Origin of the sequence: Erythrobacter sp. SCSIO 43205, from assembly GCF_019904235.1 — a bacterium.
GTDB lineage: Bacteria > Pseudomonadota > Alphaproteobacteria > Sphingomonadales > Sphingomonadaceae > Erythrobacter.
Window position 1 is genome coordinate 1,015,233 of record NZ_CP063202.1, and the last position, 17,288, is coordinate 1,032,520.

15 protein-coding genes are annotated in these 17,288 nt (G+C 58.4%); 6 read left to right on the plus strand and 9 right to left on the minus strand.

What is annotated here, in order from left to right; all coding sequences use genetic code 11:
* Window positions 1-207 precede the first annotated feature (207 nt).
* The 5 genes from INR77_RS04795 to INR77_RS04815 all read right to left on the minus strand — a co-directional run bounded on the left by INR77_RS04795 (window position 208) and on the right by INR77_RS04815 (window position 6,532).
* A complete protein-coding gene (locus INR77_RS04795) occupies window positions 208-2,400 on the minus strand; it encodes a TonB-dependent siderophore receptor (protein WP_255573941.1) in 2,193 nt (730 codons plus the stop codon).
* A 35-nt stretch (window positions 2,401-2,435) separates the two neighbouring features.
* Window positions 2,436-2,615, minus strand: coding sequence for a hypothetical protein (locus tag INR77_RS04800; protein ID WP_223072802.1), 180 nt, complete (start codon window positions 2,613-2,615; stop codon window positions 2,436-2,438).
* On the minus strand, window positions 2,612-3,796 hold the full coding sequence (locus INR77_RS04805; RefSeq protein WP_223072803.1) for a PepSY domain-containing protein: 1,185 nt from the start codon (window positions 3,794-3,796) through the stop codon (window positions 2,612-2,614). Before INR77_RS04805 ends, INR77_RS04800 begins: the two co-directional genes overlap by 4 nt.
* 354 nt (window positions 3,797-4,150) lie before the next feature.
* Window positions 4,151-5,188 carry a LacI family DNA-binding transcriptional regulator gene (locus INR77_RS04810; RefSeq protein WP_223072804.1) on the minus strand — a complete coding sequence of 346 codons (1,038 nt, stop codon included), beginning with the start codon at window positions 5,186-5,188 and terminating at the stop codon, window positions 4,151-4,153.
* Window positions 5,189-5,197: 9 nt separating this feature from the next.
* Complete coding sequence (locus tag INR77_RS04815; protein WP_223073414.1) at window positions 5,198-6,532, minus strand: MFS transporter; 1,335 nt, start codon at window positions 6,530-6,532, stop codon at window positions 5,198-5,200.
* Window positions 6,533-6,702: 170 nt separating this feature from the next.
* Here INR77_RS04815 and INR77_RS04820 point away from each other — a divergent pair, with 170 nt between their 5' ends.
* From INR77_RS04820 to INR77_RS04830, 3 genes are all read left to right on the plus strand, one after another.
* Window positions 6,703-9,144, plus strand: a complete 2,442-nt coding sequence (locus INR77_RS04820) for a TonB-dependent receptor domain-containing protein (protein WP_223072805.1) — start codon at window positions 6,703-6,705, stop codon at window positions 9,142-9,144.
* A 91-nt stretch (window positions 9,145-9,235) separates the two neighbouring features.
* Complete coding sequence (locus INR77_RS04825; protein WP_223072806.1) at window positions 9,236-10,351, plus strand: glycoside hydrolase family 68 protein; 1,116 nt, start codon at window positions 9,236-9,238, stop codon at window positions 10,349-10,351.
* The gene (locus INR77_RS04830; protein WP_223072807.1) at window positions 10,348-11,223 is read left to right on the plus strand and encodes an ROK family protein; all 876 of its coding nucleotides are present in this window, start codon (window positions 10,348-10,350) and stop codon (window positions 11,221-11,223) included. The genes INR77_RS04825 and INR77_RS04830 overlap by 4 nt, the downstream gene beginning before the upstream one ends.
* 701 nt (window positions 11,224-11,924) lie before the next feature.
* Here the strand turns inward: INR77_RS04830 and INR77_RS04835 are convergent.
* Complete coding sequence (locus tag INR77_RS04835) at window positions 11,925-12,695, minus strand: hypothetical protein (RefSeq protein WP_223072808.1); 771 nt, start codon at window positions 12,693-12,695, stop codon at window positions 11,925-11,927.
* Window positions 12,696-12,787: 92 nt separating this feature from the next.
* On the opposite strand from INR77_RS04835, the gene INR77_RS04840 reads away from it, so the two are divergent.
* From INR77_RS04840 to INR77_RS04850, 3 genes are read left to right on the plus strand one after another with little or no spacing between them, the layout of a single operon-like run.
* Window positions 12,788-12,985 carry a hypothetical protein gene (locus INR77_RS04840; RefSeq protein ID WP_160676860.1) on the plus strand — a complete coding sequence of 66 codons (198 nt, stop codon included), beginning with the start codon at window positions 12,788-12,790 and terminating at the stop codon, window positions 12,983-12,985.
* Window positions 12,985-14,163, plus strand: a complete 1,179-nt coding sequence (locus INR77_RS04845) for a nucleoside triphosphate pyrophosphohydrolase family protein (RefSeq protein WP_223072809.1) — start codon at window positions 12,985-12,987, stop codon at window positions 14,161-14,163. The genes INR77_RS04840 and INR77_RS04845 overlap by 1 nt, the downstream gene beginning before the upstream one ends.
* Entirely contained in the window at window positions 14,160-14,861 is a 702-nt protein-coding gene (locus INR77_RS04850; RefSeq protein WP_223072810.1) for a uracil-DNA glycosylase, read from the plus strand. The genes INR77_RS04845 and INR77_RS04850 overlap by 4 nt, the downstream gene beginning before the upstream one ends.
* Here the strand turns inward: INR77_RS04850 and INR77_RS04855 are convergent.
* The 3 genes from INR77_RS04855 to INR77_RS04865 are packed head-to-tail and all read right to left on the minus strand — an operon-like array spanning window position 14,831 to window position 17,288.
* Window positions 14,831-15,556 carry a hypothetical protein gene (locus tag INR77_RS04855; RefSeq protein ID WP_370632286.1) on the minus strand — a complete coding sequence of 242 codons (726 nt, stop codon included), beginning with the start codon at window positions 15,554-15,556 and terminating at the stop codon, window positions 14,831-14,833. The two genes, INR77_RS04850 and INR77_RS04855, sit on opposite strands and share 31 nt — an antisense overlap.
* A gap of 34 nt (window positions 15,557-15,590) precedes the next feature.
* Window positions 15,591-16,271: a C1 family peptidase gene (locus tag INR77_RS04860; RefSeq protein WP_223072812.1), complete on the minus strand. Its 681-nt coding sequence runs from the start codon at window positions 16,269-16,271 to the stop codon at window positions 15,591-15,593.
* 6 nt (window positions 16,272-16,277) lie between these two features.
* Window positions 16,278-17,288, minus strand: coding sequence for an ImmA/IrrE family metallo-endopeptidase (locus INR77_RS04865; RefSeq protein ID WP_223072813.1), 1,011 nt, complete (start codon window positions 17,286-17,288; stop codon window positions 16,278-16,280).

Below are 17,288 nucleotides of genomic sequence, written 5' to 3' on the forward strand. Positions count from 1 at the left end.
GAAAGTCCGCTTTCACCCCAACTTTTAGTCATTGAGCAATGGCTTAACCTGGGCCGATTGCTGAACGTCTCTCTCAGCTGGCTAGCTCAGAGAAGCGGTCATTCCGCATCCGACCCCATTGCCGTCCTTAGCAAGCCGGGAGCGTCCTTCTCGCAGGCCGGATCGAGTGGGTGAAACGAACCTCACTTCACCCAATACCTCGCCATCCTAAAAGTCGTAAGTCACGGATGCCTTGAAGGTGCGCGGTGCGCCCAACTGGAGGTCCGGGCGGAAACTGTCGAAGGCAGATGCCCAGTAATCCGCGTCCGCCACGTTATCGAGATTTACGCGGAAGGTGAGAGGCGCGCCGCCCACCACCGCGACATAGCGTGCGCCCAGATCGAAGCGCGTCCAGTCTTCAAGGAACAGCGTGTTGCCGATGTTCGCGGCCTGCTCCCCGGTATGCACCACGCGCCCCGTCAAGGTCAGCGCCGGGATGAAGGGCACATCCCATTCGACATTGGCGTTGAGCAGGTATTCGGGCACGCCCACCGCCTGATTGCCTTCGTTTACGCCATTCTGGGTGCGGCGCAGCTTGGCATCGATCACCGATCCGCCCGCGATCAGCCGCAGCCCCTCGGTCAGTTCACCGGCGATGGTGAACTCCACTCCGCGGTTGCGCTGGATGCCGAAGGGGCCGAATTGGAGCGAACCGGCCTGATCGGGATCGGGCCGCAGGATCGCCGTTTCACGGTCAATCTGGAACAGCGCGAGCGACAGGTCGATCCCGCCCAGCGCCAGCTTGCCGCCGATCTCGTATTGCTCCGACACGAACGGCGGCAGAACTTCGCCTGCATTGGTCACCGGAACCACATTGCCATTGGCATCCGTGCCGCTGACCGGGGCTGTGGCGCCCGGGGCCAACGCCTCGATCCGGTTGGCATAGAGCGAGAGCCCTTCCGCAGGCTTGATGACCAGGCCGATCACCGGGGTGGTGGCGCTTTCCTCATACCCGCCGGTCTGATCCCCGGTGGTGACGTTGAAGGTCTCGGACTGGATTTCCTGCACCCGGAGGCCAGCGGTAAGCAGGATACGGTCATCCCAGAACCCCAGCGTATCGGACACGAACAGGCTTGAGAGCCGACTGGAGGAAGCCTTCATCGGATCATCAAGATCACCGGCCGCGAAGGTCACCGTCGTCGAAGGTGTCACTTCGACAGGCGCGTAGAGATTGTTAGGCTCCGCTGACAAGGCAAAAAACTCAAAGGCATTGCGGCTGATCAGCCAATTGATCGAACCCCCGGCATTGACCTCGTGCGTGATCCCGCCGGTGTTGAATTTTGCGCGAAGACCAGCTGTCGCAGCCTCATTGTTGTCGGTCCGCGGAATGAATGAGCTGCTGACCGTCATCTCCCCGGTGGCGGCATCGACCAGCGTGGGCGTGCTGTAGATGCCCTCTTCCGACCCGTCCCGCGCACCAAAGGCGGCATAAACCATCACGTCCTTGGCGATGTCATATTCGACCCGCGCCTGTCCGAAGATGTCGCGCAGCGTGGTGAACTGCCAGGGCTGGCCGTAATTGGCAGCCGCATCGGGTTCTTCAGGGATGACGCTCAGCGAGTTGACCCGCAGCTTGGGCCGGAAGTGCGACACCTTGACCCGCTGATAAGCCAGATCGAGCGAGGCGCGCAGCGGCCCCGAATCGTAATCGATCCCCGCGCCCAGCACATAGGTGCTGCGAAATTCGTCATCGATGGCGACATCGCCTTCGCGCGCCGTGCCGTTGATGCGGATACCCCATTCGCCATTGCTGCCCAGCCGGCGCCCGAAATCGAAGCTGCCGCCGATATGCTCCGGCCCGGTGTAGCCGAGCGTGGCGCGGTTGATCGGATCGTCGCTCGCGCGCTTGGGGATCAGGTTGACGCTGCCGCCGATCCCGGTCCCGCCCGGCGCGGCCCCGTTGAGGAAGGCGGTGGAGCCATTGAGGACCTGCACCGATTGGTAGAGTTCGGGCGCGACCAACTGGCGCGGGGTGATGCCGTAAAGACCGCCATAGCCAATATCGTCGCCCGCAAGCGAGAAGCCGCGGATCACGAACAGCTCTCCGGCGATGCCGAACCCGGTTGTGGTGCGGATCGTTGGGTCATTCTCCAGCACCTGCCCCAGCGTCTGCGGCTGCTGGTTGAGGATCAGCGCGGCATTGTAGCTGCGGATGCTGAACGGCACGTCGGCGGCATCCTTGTCGCCCAGCACGCCGACGCTGCCTTCCTGCTCCACGCCGGACTGGTTCTCGCGCTGGGCGGTGACGATGATGCCGTTGTCATCATCGGCGGCGTCCTGCGCAGCGGCCGGGGAAGCAAAAGTGGTTATGGTCAGCGCAGTGGCGAGCAGTAGGCGATGACGGATGGCAAGATTGGTCACGATTGTTTGTCCTTGTGGATGAGAATACTGGAATGTCAGGCTTTGCGATTGCGCATCGCCCAGATTACCGCGGCGATCGGGGCGCTGAGCGCGGCCCACGCCGCCGCATCGCGCCAGCCATCGCCGGTCAGTGCGATAACAAGCCCTATGACGCCGAGGATGAAGATCGCCAGCGGCCAGACAAAGATCGCGTTGGCTGGGCGGGAGCGTTTCATTCGGCTGGCTCTGCACTACGATCATGGTCGAGCTCAGGGGCGAGAGTGGTTGTGCTCGCGCGACGCTTGGCCAGCCACAAATAGAGGCCCGTGCCCAGCACATGGATCGTGAACAGCGTCAACGCCGCCCAAAGCAGCTTCAAAGGCAACCCGCCATAGTCGCCGAAGTGTAGCGGGCGAGAGAGCGACAGCGCCTGATAATACCAAGGCATCGGCCGGGCTGCCGTGAATTCCCCGGTCTCGGCATCGATCAGCGCCGGGGTCAGAAGGCGTTCGGTCAGCGGCGTGTTACCCTGGAAGAACACTGCGTAGTGGTGGTTGGAACTGAAGGTGCCACCTGGAAAGGCGATGAATTGCGGGTTGTTGCCGGGCAGTCGAGCGCGCGCGGCAGCCATCGCTTTGTCGAGCGATCCATAACGTGCCGGATCGAGTGCTTCGCGCCCGGCATAGTCTCGCGTCATCGCCGCCAGTTCGTTGGCCTTCCAAGCATCCTCGATCGGCACAGCAAGTGCGTTGATGACACCGGTCAGACCAACCACGAGCATCCACGCAAGCGCCACGATGCCAAGGAGGTTGTGATAATCGAGCCATTTAGTGCGCGCGCTGCGCGAGGTCCTCAGTGTGCCAAAATCCAGCTTGCGCATAAACGGGGCGTAAAGGACCACGCCGGATACCAGCGCGACGACGAAGGTCGCTCCCATTGCTCCCAGAAACAGCATCCCTGGCAAGCCGAGAAACATGTCAGTGTGCAGCTCTAGGAGGAAATGCATTACCGCGCCCACACCGCTGACGCTGTCGTCAGACACCGCTCCGATCAGATCCCCGGTCGATCGGTCGAATGACTGAATTGTCATTTCAGACCCCTGCGAGTCAGGTCGCGGCCCGGTGGTGATGGTCATTGATGGCTGATCGTTATCAAACGCCATATACAGCGGCACTTCGCCTGGCCGATTGGCCAGCGCGGTTTCGAGCATGGTATCAAGCGATAGCAGTCCATCGGCAGTGCTTGACGAACCAACTCCGGGCATCCCGAAGGCGGGCTGCTCCTCGGTCAGCCAGTCAATCTCGTCATGGAAGATTAGCGGCAGGCCAGTGACGCACAGCATCAGCAGGAATGCCGTGCACACCAAGCTCGTCCACTTATGGACCCACACCCATGTCTTGATGGTGGAACGCCTCACGCGGTCGTCGCGATCGGATTCTCTGGAACTGAAACGCCGACGGCCACATAAATGGCCGGTGCGCCTACCGAAAACTGAGTGTGCATCATTTACCTCACGTCGCTCACGCCTTGCCATTAGCTAAGTAAGAGATGAATGTAAATGCTAATCAATCGCATTATTATCTAGGTGATCTGAAGCTGCTTCGCGCCAAAGAGCGCCGTTCAGCAAGCCACCCCAGATCCCCTCAGAAAGTGACGACTCGAGCTGGGCCGAAAGCTGAACGTCCGCTTTGCGGGTTACGCAAGGAGTATTCGGACTAAAATGCCGGAGTGATAGGCCCCGCTGGGAACCGCTTCGCCGAACTCGAATTTCTCAAGCGGTTTCGCGAACGATCAGATGAGGGGGCATGACAAGACTTTCTGTATCATCCCCTGCAAGGCGACGCAGCAAAAGGTCTACGAGGCCCTTAGCGCCAGCAGCTATATCTTGCTTTACTGTTGTGAGAGGTGGCGCAGTTTGACTTGAGATTGGAAGATCATCGAAGCCGATTACCTTTAGTTGGCGCGGCACATCGATGCCGCGCTCCCGAAGTTCTTTGAGGGCAGCTACCGCGATTGTATCGGTTGCGGCAAAGATGCCGTCGACCTTGCCTTCTATCTTGTGCAAATGCTCTGCGATTTCCTGTCCTGTTCGCTCGGGCGACAGGTGCGTTGGGAGGGCGCGGATCGTCACGCCCATCTTTTCGGCAACTTCCTTAGCGCCAGCGAAGCGTGCAGCAAACTCGATCGGTTGAGTGTCGCCCAAGAATGCGAGTTTTTTAGCGCCCGACGCGATGAGTCTCTCGACAGCAAGCTTTCCGCCCAAGCGGTTGTCTGTGCCGACCACACAGTGTCTTTGGCCTTCCTGGTGATTGCCCCAAACAACCATCGGTAGATAGCCATCGGCAACCTCCTCGATCCGCTCGAACTGGTCTGACTGGCCGATCACAATCACGCCATCGACCATGCCTGATCCGATGAACCGATCAAGCCAGTCCTCATCCTGAGCGGGAATGACGCGCCTCAGCATGAGGTCGTAACCTTTCTCCGTCAGTTCGTCGGCGAGGTGGCCGAGCAGGGTCATGAAGAAGGTGTCCGATATCTGCTGGCGCACAGCATGACCGAGCGGAATCGCGACGCCAATGACTCCCGTCTTTTGACGGCGTAGCTTGCTCGCCATCTGGTTCGGCCGGAAGCCATGCTCGCGTGCAATCGCTTCGATCTTCTCGCGTGTCTTCGTGTTGACGAGACTGTTGCCTGCAAGCGCGCGCGAGACTGTACCAGGCGAGACGCCCGCGATCTTGGCGAGGTCCGCAAGAGTACGAACTCTTACCGAGCGTCCTGAATGTTCTTGAGCGTCTATATCAGCCATCAATGCTCCTTAGCCTGCCAGCGCTTTTTGTTCACGCGGAACTCGGTGGCCCGCATCGACAAAGAGGGTTGCGATCGCCCCCGCAATCATAAGTGCGCCGCCTAGCATCAAGACATTGCGCGGGTCGCCCCCCAGAACCGGATTGTAAATCAGCGGCATGGTTAGCGTCTGAAACAGCATGGGAATAACGATGAACATATTGAAGATGCCCATGTAGATTCCGTTGCGCTCTGCCGGGATGGAGTCCGCGAGCATCACATAGGTGTTACCCATCATCCCAGCCCAACCAATACCGATCCCAAGCATGAGAGCAAAGAGGGCCAGCGTGGTCTCCACTTCGGGGATGAGCAACATCGCAATACCTGAGGCTGTCAAGCACACCGCATGGACAAATCGCGCGCCAAGCCGCGCCACAATAGGGATCAGCAACAATGCTCCGACGAAAGCGATGAAATTGTAGAGCGCGCCCGCCTGTTGCGTGGTCAAAGTCGCTTCCCGAAACGCCGCGCTTGAGGGGTCAGAGGTATCGTAAATCGCCCGGCCCACAGCGAAGGTGATGTACTGCCAATAAGCAAACATCGCATACCACTGACATAGCATGGCAAGGGCGAGCTGGCGCATCGGCTTTGGCATATCGCGGATCGCATCGACGATTTCAGCGAGTGTGTCCCTTACCGTCAGCGGTTTCTTCTCCAAAACGGCCTTCTCATCCTCGGTCATAGGCAATTCGGGCACGCGCCAGATCGACCAAACAATGGTCGATATCGAAAGGATCGCTCCGATTATAAAAGCGATACGGACGATGACTGGAATGCCATTGTCGTCGAGCACATCTTGCGCAACAAACGCCGTCAGAAGTGTCGGAGCGAGATAGGAGAGGGTTTGGGCCAGACCTGTGAAGGCACTCTGGGTGAGGAAGCCGATTGACCGCTGGTCTGGCACGAGCCTGTCAGCGACGTAGGCGCGATAGGGCTCCATGGTAATGTTGTTGCCAGCATCAAGGATCCAAAGGAGCGATGCTGCCATCCAGAGTGTTGATGAGTACGGCATCAGAAAAAGACTGATCGTGCATATTATAGCGCCAATCAGGAAGTAAGGTGTGCGGCGTCCAAAGCGGCTATTGGTTCGGTCGCTCATCGCACCGACGATGGGTTGGATAATCAGACCAGTCATGGGACCCGCAAGCCACAGAAGCGGCATCGTCGCTTCGTCTGCTCCGAGGAAACCGTAGATTGGTCCCATATTGGCTTGCTGTAGGCCGAAACTGAACTGCAACCCGAAGAAGCCGATGTTCATTTCTATGATTCGCAACAGCGAAAGCCGTGGTTTTACGGCAGCTTGCATGGTCAACTCCCTCTCACTCGCCGTTATGCGATCGGCGATGTGGTATTTTCGTGACATAGATTGGACACGATTGCAATCGTTTGCAATTTTGTTGTTGCAAACGATTGCAATCAAATTATGCCTTACTGCGAATCGCGCAAAATGGTGCGAGCACAAAGGAGAGAATTTCTATGAAGTTTCGTCACGCTTTGGCCTTTGGCGTTGCGCTGAGTGCCTTTTCCACCCCTGTGTTTGCACAGAACGCTGCTGAGACTGCAGAAGATGACAATGAGATTATCGTTACGGCAGTTGCTCGCGGCCAAAACCGGCTTGAAAGCTCGGTTTCAGTAAGTTCGGTTGGCGCTGAGCAGATCGCAGATCTCGCACCGCCGTCTTCTGCCGATCTTATCCGCCAAATTCCAGGTATTCGCTCAGAGGCATCTGGTGGTGAGGGCAACGCCAACATCGCCGTTCGCGGTCTGCCAGTTTCTACTGGCGGTGCACGCTACATTCAGCTTCAGGAAGACGGCCTGCCTGTTCTCGAATTCGGTGACATCATCTTTGGTAACGCCGACAACTTCCTTCGCGCAGACCGCAATGTGGCTCGCGTGGAGGCCGTTCGTGGTGGTTCGGCCTCTACTTTCGCGTCGAACGCACCGGGCGGCGTGATCAACTTCATCTCGAAAACCGGACAGCGCGAAGGCGGCGCAATTCAAGGTACTGTAGGCGTCGATTTTGAAACCTACCGCGTTGATTTTGACTATGGTGCCCCACTCGCTGATGACCTGTATTTCCACGTTGGCGGCTTTTACCGCACTGGCGAAGGACCGCGCGATATCGGCTACAACGGCTATGACGGTGGCCAGGTAAAAGCGAACCTTACCAAAGAGTTTGACGTTGGCTATGTGCGTTTCCACGCCAAGTTCCTTGATGACAGCACCCCCACCATCCTGCCCCAGCCTGTTTTTGTAACTGGCACGGACGGAAATCCGGATTACAATGCAATTGCTGGGTTTGATCCGCGTTCAGACTCGCTTTACAGCCCGTTCATTACGACCATCACCACCCTTGATGGCGGCAACAACCCGACAACTTACAACTTCCAAGACGGCCTTTCTGTCGAATCTCAGGCGTTCGGTGTCGAGGCCGAAATTGACGTCGGTTCAGGCTGGACGCTGACCAACCGCTTCCGTTACGCCAACAACTCGGGCAGCTTCGTCTCGCCTTTCCCGGCAAGCGCGGGCGCGGCTCAGGATATCGCTGATGGGATCGGGGGCGCTGGCTCAAGCATTGTTTTTGCGTCTGGCCCTAACTCAGGCAGCGTTGCCAATGCCGCTGACATTGGCGGCAATGGGTTGCTCGCCAATATCGTGAATTTCAATGTCCGTCTGAACAGCCTCGACAACGTCACAAACGATTTCCGCATCTCCAAGGACTTCGACTTCGGTGGCGGTTCGGCAACATTCACTTCGGGCTTCTATCTGTCGCGCCAGGACGTAGACACCGACTGGCTTTGGACCGCCCATGTTCAGACTGTTCAGGGCGATGGCCAGTCTGTGCTCGTCGATATTGTCGATGCAGCTGGCAACACAGTTACCGATAACGGCGTCGTCGGCTATGGTGCGAACTTCTTTGGCAACTGCTGCCGCCGAAACTATGATGTGGCATACAGCACTTATGCGCCGTTCGCCTCGCTTGCTCTCGATTTCGATCGGCTGACTATCGATATGAGTGTGCGCTACGACTATGGCGATGCCAATGGTACGGTCACAGGCGATGGCCCGGTCACAGACTTTGACTTCAACAATGACGGCAACATCAGCCCGGCAGAAGCGCAAACCAGCGTTCTGCCACTTACCACCCCTGCTCCGGTCAATTACGACTTTGGCTATTTCTCATGGTCACTCGGCGCAAACTACCTGTTGACTGATGATCTGGGCATTTTTGCGCGCTACAGCCAAGGTGGGCGGCACACTGCCGACCGCAGCCTCCTCTCACCTGCTGTCAGCACCCTCGACGGCGGGCTCCCCGGCGGAGATGACGGCGTGATTGCCGATGTCGATCAGCTTGAGCTTGGCTTGAAATATCAAGGCGGTGGCTTCTCAGTCTACGCGACCGGCTTCTTTGCTGAAACCAGTGAAACCAACGTTGAGATTGCGCCGCTGCTTCTGACAGATACCGATTACGAAGCCTATGGTGTCGAACTTGAAGGGTCATACTCGATTGGCAATTTCTCGCTTTCGGCGGGTGCCACCTGGACTGATGCCGAGATCAAGGACTCACTCAACGCAGCGCTCATTGGCAACACGCCGCGCCGTCAAGCAGACCTCGTCTATCAAGCCACTGCGCAATATGACGACGGTTTCTTCAAGGCTGGTGCCAATCTGATCGGGACTACGGACAGCTTTACGCAAGATAGCAACCAGCTCGAACTGCCCGGCTATAATCAGGTCAATGCGTTTTTCGCAGTGCGTCCGGTAGACCGGGTTGAGGTGGCGCTGAACGCAACCAACCTCTTCAACAACTTCGGCTACACCGAGGCAGAAGAGGGCTCGATTCCCGGCAACGGGATTGTACGCGCTCGTTCGATCGCTGGTCGCACGGTCGCAGCCTCGGTTCGTTTCGACTTCTAAGCCTCGCGGGTCGCGAGTAGAAGAAGCTGGCCGGATGGCCCCCTCATCTGGTCAGCTTCCTTTTTTGTGCCGGTTTAAGTTAGGTAAGCCAATGACTTCGTTTTGGAAGCCAGAACACGTGCACAATGCGCGCCGAAGCATTTCGGTGCAAATCCCTGTCATTGAGAGTGTTAATCGCGAATACCTTCAACCCGGGCGGATTTATTGGGATATGTGGCCCATTCAGACCCGGTCCGGCCATATCGCTGATATCATGGGTCGCGAGCTTTGGATGGCACTCGGGGCCCCTGATCGGGGAGATCCTTCGATCAGGCATTTCGAGGCCAAAATCTATTTGCTGGAGCGCCAAGGTACTCGCTGGGTTGATCTTGGCCCGGTACTTCCAGAATTTGACGTCGATTATGAACGCGAATGGTCGGGCTCTGCGGTCCTCGAAGGGGACAACTTTTCGCTCTATATTACCGGCGCTGGCGTAGCGCATAAGGCCGGCGGCTATCAGCAACGTCTGTTTGAGACATATGCTACTATCGGCAAGGATGGCCTGCCGATGGATTGGTCCAAGCCGGCCCTTTCAGTTGAAGACTATGGCGCACACTATATGCCCGCCGATACGCATGAAGGTGAAGCGGGCAAGATCAAGGCATTCCGCGATCCCGCTTTTTTCAAGGATCCCCTCGATGGCGCCGAATATCTCGTCTTCAGCGGTTCGCTTGCGGGAAGTTCCAGCGACTTTAACGGCGTGATCGGCATCGCCAAGCGCGATGGGAAACGCTGGGACTTGCTTCCCCCGCTCGTCTCCGCCGAGGGCGTGAACAATGAATTGGAGCGGGCCCACGTAGTCTTTTATGAAGGCCGTTATTACGCCTTTTGGGTAACGCAGAGCCACACATTCGCCCCTGACCTTCGCGAAGCGCCCACCGGCCTTTACGGAATGGTCGCAGACAGTCTTTTTGGAGAATACCGCCCGCTTAACGGAAGTGGTCTTGTGCTCGCCAATCCTCAAAGCGAACCGTTGCAAAGCTATAGCTGGTTTGTGTCAAGCGAGCTGCTGGTTTCAAGTTTCGTCGATTTTTACGGACTCAAAGGCAAAGCGCTGCCAAGCGATACCGCCTCGGCCAATCAGTTCTTTGGCGGGGTTCCCGCACCTCTCCTCGAACTTAGTATTGATTCAGACCGCTGTGAGCTTGCCGAAATGGTCAAGGCATGAGTTCGACTGGTGAACCTTTGCTGGGTGCAATCGAGGCGGGCGGCACGAAATTTGTGCTTGCTGTCGGACACTCTCCTACCAAGATCATTGCGCGACACGAAATCCCTACCCGCGATCCTGTCACGACACTGGTTCAGGCAGGCGATTGGTTTGTCGCTCAAGGAGTAATAAACTCGCTAGGAATTGGGAGCTTCGGCCCTGTTGATCTCAATCGGTCATCGCCGCTTTGGGGGCACATCACGCACACGCCCAAGCCGGGTTGGGCAAAGTGCGATGTGGCTGGATACTTTGCCGATCGCCTCGGAGTGCCGATCGGCTTCGATACCGACGTGAACGCTGCGGCGCTCGCTGAGTATCAATACGGCGCAGGCAAAGGGGCATCATCGCTTGCCTATGTCACCGTGGGCACCGGGATAGGTGGAGGTCTCGTGCTTGACGGACGGGCCGTCCATGGAGCCGCGCATCCAGAGTTGGGTCACATCTTCCTGCGCCGCCACGTTGAGGATCACGAGTTTGCAGGCATATGCCCTTACCATAGCGACTGTCTCGAAGGGTTGGCGAGCGGCCCAGCCATCAAAGCGCGTTGGGGAGCGTCACTTTCCGAGCTACCGACAGATCACATCGCGCATGAAATCATCGCCGATTATCTCGCTCAGCTAGCACACTCGCTGATCGCCATGACGGCAGTGGAGATTATTGTTTTTGGCGGGGGCGTCATGAAGACAGAGGGTTTGCTTGAGCGTGTAGACCAAAGAGCAGCGGAATTGGGTGCAGGATATTTTCCAGGCGGGTCGAAGCACAAGATCGTCTCACCAGGCCTTGGCCAGAATGCTGGCCTAGCAGGGGCGCTAATGCTCGCTCCCTTGGTTTGATGTCCGCTTTCAGGACCTAAGATCTCGGTTGGCAACGACTTGGATTGGGGGGCTTTGCTGACCGGCAAATTCTGGGCCGGTTCCGGTCTGTCGGGTTTTGGTTGCCTCAGCTACGGAACCGGACGTTCGGCTTCCGACCCATTGCAGACGTTCGAATTCTTCTGCAACTCCGCCTGATGAATGGACGGGTTCTCTCTCTTCTCGGTGGTATCCTTTCGCTTTCAGGGTGCGTTGACCCCAATGCGCCCATTGAAACGGAAGCAGGCAACCTCACGCAAACAAAGGTTGACGAGATAATAGCGCAATGCGGTGGCACTCCCGGGATGGGCCGCATCGAAGATGGTCTGCTGACTATCAAAAAGTCGAATGACTTGGCGGTTACAGGCTGCGTGATAGACGCTCTTCATGCCACTGGGGAAACCTCTCTAACAACGGTCGGCAACCAGCGTTACGAAACCCCCGAACGTTGACGAGGCGTGTCTTCCAAGCACCCAGCAGCGGACATTCCTCGCTTCAAACTATGAAGCTGAAATCTGCCGATCGCAGTCCATCGGGTTGCGGCAGAAACTGGGCCGGTAGCGGTCCGTCCAGTCTAAGGAACCGGACTCGGGAAAGCAGACATTCGGGCGATCCCTCTCTGACGACTGCCGTTTGTTCACGCGATTTACGAATGCGGCTTTCGGCAGATGAGAAGGCGTAGATCAGAACTCGGATTGCGGCGATCGATAAACCGGCGCCTGCCATTCGGGCGGGTCATAGATCTTTGATCGCTTAATGGCGCCCCTGAAACCTGTTGCTTCAGCAATAGCCTTCTTGTCGGCTGTCCATTCGCGGCGATCTCGGTTGGGATCAGCCATGATTTGGGTAACCATGGCGTGGGGATCAACCTGAAAACGATATAGTCCGCCCTTGTCCTGCTCCTTCACATCGCCGAAATAGAGCAGGCGAACTTCGCGTTCGTGGCGAAAGGCACGGCGCTTCATCAGCAGCGATCGCGCGAACTCCACGCCCAACAATGGCAGATGCCCATCTCGATGGAGCCATGCTTCGAGTTTCGCCTCCGATCGGTATTCGACCCTGCCTATGAAACAGCGATCTTGGGCCGCTTGGGGATGCGCATTGACCAGCGCGCAGAGCAGCTTCCTCGGCGTCGAGCGGATGCGTAGATAACGCTTGGCGGGGTCGTTGGCATAGATGCCCCACATCGCTTCCGAATAGGCATCGCGCGTCCAGCATTGACCCACAAAATCCTCGGCGAAAGCATAGTTGAACGCTTCACCATCCAACACGCCGCCGAGCTTCAGCTGGAAATTTTCGAACTTGTCCTTCCAGTTGTGAATCCGGCTTAAGACGTTGCGCCGGCTTGCAAACAGGTCGAGCACATAGTCCTCCGGCATGATCCGATAGATATGTTGGTCCGGATTTGAATTCTCGAAGTTGAGGAAGTTCATCGCAGCGCCCTCGATCTGCAAGGCTCAGCAACCGTCCTTCGCACAGACATCGCCAAGCTTCCAACCAAAGATTATCGCTTCCAATTTTCATGAAAATATGGTTTTATGTTTTCATGAAAAAACTGGACAGTTCGGATGATTGCGGGGATGAACATCTCCAGGTTCAGGTGCCGACTGCTACCAAGCGCGACTTGGGGCAGCGTGCGCTCGATAGTCGCGAACCGATCCGAATGGTCGTGCTGAGAGCCTTGGCTGCTTATGGTGTGGTGGTGCCTGAGGGCGCGATTGCAGACCGGCGGAAGCGCACCTGATGGTGGACGACTTTCAGGCGCTGACGGTCGACCAATATGCCCGCGAAGCAGCTCGGACCGATCAACGTAAGGGTTCCGGTACAGTCGGGTTCACGATGCTCGGCCTCTTCGGCGAAACAGGCAGCCTGCTCGCCGAAGCCAAGAAGAAGCAGCGGGATGCCGCTTCCTATCTCGGCTATGCCGAAGCAGTCGCCGAGGAGATCGGTGACGTGTTGTGGTATTTGGCAGCTATCGCACAGCGTCACCGCCTGGCATTGAGTGACATTGCGGCCGCCGCGCTCAAGGCCGATGCTTGTTACGCAGAGGGCAAGAACGAAGCACTCAGTCTCCACGCCCTACAGCCTGCGCATATGCCGCTCGCAAAAGCGCCCATGCCCGAGTTCGAACACAGCCTGCTTGCCCTGGCCAGCGAAGTCGGGCTTCTGGCGCGCGAAATCGAAGGCGGCAACTCGACGCGGCACCGCGCGGATGTCGCCGAAAGACTTGTTGCGATTACGCGTTGCCTCATTCGCGCTTCGACCGACTCAGGCATCACCATTGAGGCCGCGGCAATCAAGAACCTGCAGAAGATTTTCGATCGATGGCCACGTGAACGCATCTACCCGCCCGCATTTGATGCCGACAAAGACGCCGAAGAGCAGCTGCCCCGCTCGATGCAGATCGACATTTACGAGCGCAAGGTGCGTGGCCAGGACTATGTCTTCCAGCGTTCGCGCGGCGTCTATGTCGGCGACCGACTGACCGACAACGCCATCGAACCCGACGACTATCGGTTCCACGACGTATTCCACTACGCCTATGTCGCGGTGCTGGGCTGGTCACCGGTGATCCGCGCCTTGCTGCGCCTCAAGCGCAAGAGCGACCCGAAGCTGGACGAAGCCGAGGATGGCGCGCGCGCGATCCTGATTGAAGAAGGTGTCACGTCATGGCTATTCGGCCAGGCGCAGCAGCTCAATTTCTTCGAAGACGTCAAACGAGGCGGACTTCCGCTGGACATGCTCAAACATGTCCGCCAATTCGTCGCTGGTCACGAGGCTGATCGCTGTCCGCTGTGGCTCTGGGAGGAAGCAATTCTCCAGGGATACGCGGCCTTTCGCTTCCTCCAGAAGAACCGACGGGCGCGAATCACCATCGATTTCGCCCGCCGTCGCTTGCGTATCAAGGAGTTGCCGCAATGACCCCCAAGACCTTCGTATCGGCATTGGCGGCCGCGAAATTACCCTCGGTGTTCAACCCCTGGCGCGACCGCTGTTCTATCCATGACCGGCGTGATGCCGCGGCGCGGCGCCGCTCCAACCTCCAGGGCATGCTGGAAGCAGCTCTCGATGCCCATGTCGAAACGATCTGGATTGCCCGCGATCTTGGCTATCGCGGCGGACGCCGCACTGGGGTCCCGTTGACCGATGAGGTACATCTTACCCATGCATCGGCGCTGATGGGTGGCATCGCGTTGGAGCGTGCCACGCAGGGGCCAGAAATTGCCGAACGCACCGCAGCAATCGTCTGGCAGGTGCTTGGCAGGATCGGACAGCCTGTCATGCTTTGGAACGTCTTTCCCTTCCATCCGCACGATGCGGATGATCCCATGTCCAACCGCTGCCATAGCCGCGCCGAGCGCGAGGAAACCTGGCCGCTCCTCCAGGCGCTGGTATCGATGGTGCAGCCCAAGCGCATCGTAGCGATCGGTCGCGATGCACATCTGGCGCTCGCTGGGCTGGAGACGGAAGTTACCGCGATCCGCCATCCAAGTTATGGCGGGCAGCGCGATTTCATCAACGGAATGTACGGCCTCTACGGGATCGCGGGCGACCCGGTCGATTCACCAGAACTGCCACTCGGACCTCGCTACGTAGAGACTGCCAGGGCCTTGGCTTGATCGCAAGCCGTGAGCAGATCTGCAATATCTCCGCGATTCCATTTTCCGTTCTTCACATCGATCGTGGCATGCGTCGAAAGGATCGTGAGCGGCCCCATCGCAATGCCTGATTCCTCTGCCACAAACTGCTGCAGGCGGCCAAGGCCGATCAGATTGCCGAGCAGCTTTTCGATATAATAGTGATTGCGATACATCGCGGTGAGTGCCAGCCGACGGTCATCGCCATCGCCAATCAGCTTGAAGCTCGCGAAACTAAGGCATTGTCCGCCATAAGGCGACCCATCGACGTCGCGCAGCGGATCAAACACGCTGAGTTCAAACTTGTTGAGGGCCCGCACAGCCGGGTCTTTCAGCCGCCCGATGATCTCGGTCAATTGGTTTAGCGGATCGCCTTCCGGCTGTGGAATTTGCATCATCCGCTCGAAATAATAACCGGACCAGCTCTTCTTTCCCGGCGAGCGGACCTTGGGCAGAACATTGTCCGTAAATCGCGTAAAGAACGCCGGAGAACCATAGCGCCGATAAAGCGCCGCCGGAAAGATCGTGTTTGCGACCGTCTCGATGCGCTTGGTATCGCGTTCTTTGAAGAAGGCGTCGACCAGCGCGACCACTGGATCGGACAGATCCGCCCGAGCCAGCGGGTCGGCAACATCGATCAGCACATTGTGCTCGTGATGGCCAGGTTTTTCATTCACCAGGCGGACGGCTTCACGCCAAGCCGAGACGCAATCAGGCTGCGGCGGCACGGGTAGATACATCGATATCCTCCGTTAGAATTGCTGTCGCGAACAGGCGCGGTTTCAGGAATTTCTCAGTCAGCCAGGCATGGCCGTCCACACCCCAGCCGGCGCCCCAGCTGTTGCGGATCAGGATTGCGTTCTGGCCGGCGGCCTGGCCGTGGCCCACCGCCACGATTGCATGGCGCAGGCTTGGATCGGGTTTCTCGTCATTGGCCGGATCGACCACGCCTTCATTGGCCGGTGCGAAGAACGACTGCGACAGGGTCGAAAGCAGCATCACCGGCTTCCTGCTATCAAGGGCCTCGACAATCGGGCCGAGATCGACTGCGGCGGGCCCTCCCTTCCTGCCGAAACGTGGGCCCACGTCAGACGGCGGCGTCCAGAGGACGGGATTGTCCGGCACGGTATCGAGATAGGGCCATCCGCTTTCCGCAGGTTGGCCGTCGAGCCGCAGGGTCTCCAGCATAGCTGAAAGCGTGGCACCCTGGTCATGTCGCCGCCCGCTGCGCTGCTGCGCTCGGAAGAAGGCATATTCGCAAGACAACGGGGTCCATCCCTCGCGTAAACCGGCATGGGTGTCGCTCGCCGCGAAGGCAAGACAGGTCGGTCGCGCACCTTGATCGCGCACAGGCCCTAGGAGTGGCCGCAGGTCGGTCTTTATGTCGATCATGGGAAGTCAGGCGGCCTCGAGCAAATGGCGCCGTTCGGCTCTGGAAAGGCCTTCCTGTTCCGGCCCGGTGAAATCAAAATCTATCGTCAGGCTCGCATTGGCCGTGGCTGGTTGCCACGGGCGCCTCTCGTTGAGCGACATCCGTCCTCGTTGAGCGGCTTCTGGCGCTGCGGTCACCCGCCGGACCACTGGCCCACCTACCGCTTCGGTGTCGAATGCCTCGCGCTCATCGCGCACTACTGCAAACCCACTCGCCATCAACTGGTCGAGGTCCCACAGAAATCCGCCGCCAGAATGTTCCTTCAGGCGTAGGACGAAGAGGTCATTGCGGCTGCCATCGATCCGCGCGCCCTCATCGCGCTCGGTCAGCAGCCAGACATCGCCCCGATAGTCGGCAGGTCGGTAGTCATGCAGCAGATCGACCTTCAGGCTGCGCGGCTTAGTCTCGAGCAACTCGCGCATGTCAACATCCGAAATGAGTTTGTAGCGGGAGAGCGTTCTGCAGGTCGCTTCGTAGCTGCCCCCAATCCGCAGAGAGAGCTGATAGGCGATGTTGGGCCGACGCAGTTCATCGACCGTCCAGCCCTGCCGTGCGCAATGAAGCGCGATCAGCCATTTGGGCATCATGAATGCGATGGCGAATGCGTCGGCTTCCGTTTCTTGGAACTGATTGCCTGGTTCGGGGCTCATCGGCATGCGCCGCAAAATGCTTTCATCATCCAGGCTGGGTTCGTGCCGCATGAAGAAATGACCGAGCTCATGCGCGGCGGTGAAGCGCTGGATGCTCATCGGCCGTTCGGTGGTAACGAGCACGCCCGGGGCCGGCGAACTGAGATAGGCTCCCAACAGGCCCTTGAGCGGCCGTAACAGCAGCGGAAGATCGAGCGCATGGATCGCGCCGAAGACATCGACGTTGCCGCCATGCCTCCCGATCAGCGCCTGCGTGTCGAGACGGCGATGCAGTCTGCCGGCAGCCATCGCGCCCGCGCGAACCGCACTGTCATAGTCGCTTGCCAT

Bases quoted from the DNA above. Each gene is read 5' to 3' on its own strand.
- INR77_RS04820 (WP_223072805.1), top strand. From the start codon at position 6,703: ATGAAGTTTCGTCACGCTTTGGCCTTTGGCGTTGCGCTGAGTGCCTTT.
- INR77_RS04815 (WP_223073414.1), bottom strand. From the start codon at position 6,532: ATGCAAGCTGCCGTAAAACCACGGCTTTCGCTGTTGCGAATCATAGAA.
- INR77_RS04840 (WP_160676860.1), top strand. From the start codon at position 12,788: ATGAAAAAACTGGACAGTTCGGATGATTGCGGGGATGAACATCTCCAG.
- INR77_RS04800 (WP_223072802.1), bottom strand. From the start codon at position 2,615: ATGAAACGCTCCCGCCCAGCCAACGCGATCTTTGTCTGGCCGCTGGCG.
- INR77_RS04830 (WP_223072807.1), top strand. From the start codon at position 10,348: ATGAGTTCGACTGGTGAACCTTTGCTGGGTGCAATCGAGGCGGGCGGC.
- INR77_RS04865 (WP_223072813.1), bottom strand. From the start codon at position 17,288: ATGGCAAGCGACTATGACAGTGCGGTTCGCGCGGGCGCGATGGCTGCC.
- INR77_RS04860 (WP_223072812.1), bottom strand. From the start codon at position 16,271: ATGATCGACATAAAGACCGACCTGCGGCCACTCCTAGGGCCTGTGCGC.
- INR77_RS04845 (WP_223072809.1), top strand. From the start codon at position 12,985: ATGGTGGACGACTTTCAGGCGCTGACGGTCGACCAATATGCCCGCGAA.
- INR77_RS04810 (WP_223072804.1), bottom strand. From the start codon at position 5,188: ATGGCTGATATAGACGCTCAAGAACATTCAGGACGCTCGGTAAGAGTT.
- INR77_RS04825 (WP_223072806.1), top strand. From the start codon at position 9,236: ATGACTTCGTTTTGGAAGCCAGAACACGTGCACAATGCGCGCCGAAGC.
- INR77_RS04850 (WP_223072810.1), top strand. From the start codon at position 14,160: ATGACCCCCAAGACCTTCGTATCGGCATTGGCGGCCGCGAAATTACCC.